3 protein-coding genes are annotated in these 3,255 nt (G+C 78.6%); 2 read left to right on the top strand and 1 reads right to left on the bottom strand.

Translation table 11 applies throughout. From position 1 onward, the window contains the following. The first annotated feature begins 98 nt into the window (after positions 1-98). Positions 99-1,712: a hypothetical protein gene (locus tag AB0K37_RS41265; RefSeq protein ID WP_363991437.1), complete on the top strand. Its 1,614-nt coding sequence runs from the start codon at positions 99-101 to the stop codon at positions 1,710-1,712. Here the strand turns inward: AB0K37_RS41265 and AB0K37_RS41260 are convergent. Continuing rightward, positions 1,709-2,914, bottom strand: a complete 1,206-nt coding sequence (locus AB0K37_RS41260) for an MFS transporter (RefSeq protein WP_363991435.1) — start codon at positions 2,912-2,914, stop codon at positions 1,709-1,711. The genes AB0K37_RS41265 and AB0K37_RS41260 overlap by 4 nt on opposite strands. A gap of 47 nt (positions 2,915-2,961) precedes the next feature. Here AB0K37_RS41260 and AB0K37_RS41255 point away from each other — a divergent pair. After that, positions 2,962-3,255 (top strand): winged helix-turn-helix domain-containing protein (locus tag AB0K37_RS41255; RefSeq protein ID WP_363991432.1); only part of this gene is annotated, 294 nt, incomplete at its 3' end.

Here is a 3,255-nt window from a genome sequence, read left to right as displayed (position 1 = left end):
TCGCCGGTGAACGGTGTCGCCGGAGAACAGTGTCACCGGCGGGGCGGGGGCGTACAAGCGGAACGCTGCCACACGCGGGAGACTGAGCCCATGGCCGGGTGCGGGCGCTCGGCGTCGCCGGCCTGGCCGAGCGGCTGGACGACCGCTTCCGGCTGCTGTCGTCCGGCGCCCGGGACGCCCCGCCCCGGCAGCGCACGCTCCGCGCCCTGATCGACTGGAGCTGGGAGCCGCTGGGGGAGCGCGAGCGGGCGGTGCTGCGGCGGCTGGCGGTCCACGCGGGCGGCTGCACCCTCGACGCGGCCGAGGCGGTCTGCGGCGCGGACGTCGAGACGCTCGCGGGCCTCGTCGACCGGTCGCTCGTCGTGGCGGGCGAGGGGCCGCGGTACCGGCTGCTCGAAACGGTCGCCGCGTACGCCGCCGAGCGGCTCCGGGAGGCGGGCGAGGAGGAGCGGGTGCGCCGCCGCCACGCCGACTACTACATCCGCCTGGCCGAGGGCGCCGACCTGCGCGGCCCGGGGCAGCGCGACGCCCTGCGGCGGCTGCGCGCGGAGACCGGGAACGTGCGGGCCGCCCTCGACGGCGCCGTCCGGGCGGGGGACGCCGGCCGCGCGCTGCGGCTGGTCGACGCGATGGGCTGGGCCTGGTTCCTGTGGGGCCGCGCCGGCGAGGCGCGCCGGGCGTTCGAGCGGGCGCTCGCCGTGCCGGGCGCGGCGGACCCGGCGTCCGCCGCCCGGGCGCGGACCTGGCACACCGGGTTCGCCATGCTTGACGGCGACGGCGCCGACCGCGACGAGCGGGTGCGCGAGGCCCTCGCCGCCGACGGCGACCCGTGGGCGCGCTGGTTCCTCGGGTTCGTCCGGGGCGGGTTCGGGGACCTGGAGGCGATCGACGAGCTCGCGGCCCGCGCGCTCGACGGGTTCCGCGCCCGGGGAGACGAGTGGGGCGAGGCGGCGGCGCTCGCCGTGCGGGCCGGGCAGGCGCTGTCGGCCGGTGACCTCGCCCGGGCCCGCCGCGACGGGGAGCGGGCCCTGCGGCTGTTCGGCGCGGCGGGCGACCGGTGGGGCCGCCTCCAGGCCACCGAGACGCTCGGCCTGGTCGCGGAGGTGACCGGTGACTACGCCCGCGCGCGGGAGCTGCACGAGAGCGGCCTGCGCGACGCGGAGGAGCTCGGGCTCCGGGCGGAGGCGTCCGGCCGGCTGGCCCGCCTCGGCCGCGTCGCGCTGCTCGAAGGCGACCTCGACCGCGCGGACGACCTGCACGAGCGCGGCAGGCGGCTGGCCGTCCGCGAGGCGCACCGCCGGATGGAGCACTTCGCCGAGGTCGGCCTCGCCCTCGCGGCGCGCAGGCGCGGGCGCCTGGCCGAGGCCGAGGCGATCCTGCGGCGCTGGCTCGACTGGTGCCGCGACATCGACGGCGCGCCCGGCCTGGCCTTCCTCCTGGCCGAGCTGGGGTTCATCGCCGAGCTGCGGGGCGACGCCGGCCGGGCGCTCGACCTGCACACCGAGGGCCTGGCCGCGGCCCGCGCCACCGGCCATCCCCGCGCGGTCGCGCTCGCGCAGGAGGGCCTGGCCGGGGCGCTCTCGCTCGCCGGCCGCCGTGCGGAGGCCGCGCGGGCGCTGGCCGCCGCGTCGCGGGCCCGGGCGGCCGCCGGCGCGCCGCTGCCCGAGGCGGAGCGCGGCGACGTCGACCGGATCGCCGGCCGCCTCGGCTAGGAGCGGCGGGAGCCGGAGCGGCGGGAGACCGCCAGGGGCAGGGCCAGGAACATCACGGCGGCGGTGAGCGCGAAGGCGACGGGGTAGCCGGTCGCGGCGGCGGTGACGCCGAACGCGGCGCCGCCGACGCCCATGCCGCCGTCGTAGCCGATGTTCCACAGCGCGCTGACCGTGCCGTAGCCGGACGCGGGCGCCCGCTCGAACATCATGGCCATGCTGGCGTTCTGCGTGACGCCGAAGCCCGCCCCGAACACCACCATGGCGGCGAGGACGGCGACCGTGTCCGGCGCCAGGGACAGCAGCGCGATGCCGGACGCGGAGACCGCCACGGCGGGCAGGAGGAGCCGCGCGGCGCCGTGCCGGTCCCCGATCCGCCCCGCCCACCAGCGCGAGAGCGTGGCGGCCGCCGGCTGGACGAACAGCGCCGCCGCCGCGACCCGGGCGGGGACGGCGTCGGGCAGGAACGTGACCAGGACGCCCGCCGCCATCGCGGTCGAGGCGAACGCGACCGCCGGGCGCAGCAGCGCCGCCGACCGCAGGCCCGCGGCGATGCCGAAGGGCCGTTCGGGGGCCGGTCCAGGGGAGTCCTTGCCGGTGATCTCGCGCGGCAGGCCGGGCAGCGCCGCCAGCGCGGCGAGCGAGGCGACCGAGCCCGCGACGAACACCGGCGTGTAGCCGACCTCGCCCGCCAGCCACACCCCGAGCGGCAGCGCGAGCAGCGACGGCACCCCGGCCACGACCCCGAACAGCCCGATCCCCTCGCCGCGCCGCTCCGCCGGGAGCAGCGCCGCGACCAGCGCGCCCGTCACCACCACGGCCACCGCGAAGCCGAGGCCGCGCACCAGGCTCACCACGGTGATCGTCGCCATGGCCGAGGAGAACGGCAGCGCGAGCGAGGGCGCCCCGAGCAGCACGAAACCCGCCGCGAGCATCCGCCGGTGCCCGAACCGGTCGAGCAGCCGGGGCAGCGAGAGCTCGGCGAGCACCGTCGTCAGCATCAGCGCGCCCGTGGTGACGCCCGCCCCGACCCCGCCCGCGCCGCCGTCGACCGCGTACATCGGCACGACCGAGAACAGCAGGAAGAATCCCGTCAGCGTGCCGAAGGCGGCCGCGAACACCAGCGCCAGATGCCGCCCGACCAGCGGCGGCCGCACCGCGGCGGCGGTGCTCGGCGGCGGCAGTGTCTCCCGTGTCTCGCTCATGGGCACGACGGTAGAGGAGCATCCGGCCTGCTATATGGTCCGATTTCATGGCAATCGAGTGGGCCGGTTCGCCGCCGGAGCTGCTGCTGGACCTGGACCGGGACGCGACCGGGACGCTGCGCTCGCAGCTGGAGACCGCGCTGCGCGACGCGATCTGCACCGGACGTCTCAAGGCGGGGGAGCGGCTGCCGTCGTCCCGCGAGCTGGCCCGCCAGCTCGGCGTCTCCCGGGGCCTCGTCCAGGAGTGCTACGGCCAGCTCAACGCCGAGGGGTACCTGTGCGCGCGGACGGGGTCGGCCACGGCTTCGGCAGCTTCTGCTCGCCGAGCCAGTCCGACGCCG

The organism is Actinomadura sp. NPDC049753 (genome assembly GCF_040674655.1).
GTDB lineage: Bacteria > Actinomycetota > Actinomycetes > Streptosporangiales > Streptosporangiaceae > Spirillospora > Spirillospora verrucosospora.
The sequence above is the reverse complement of the archived record's forward strand: the minus strand, read 5'-3'. Positions and strand labels throughout refer to the sequence as shown.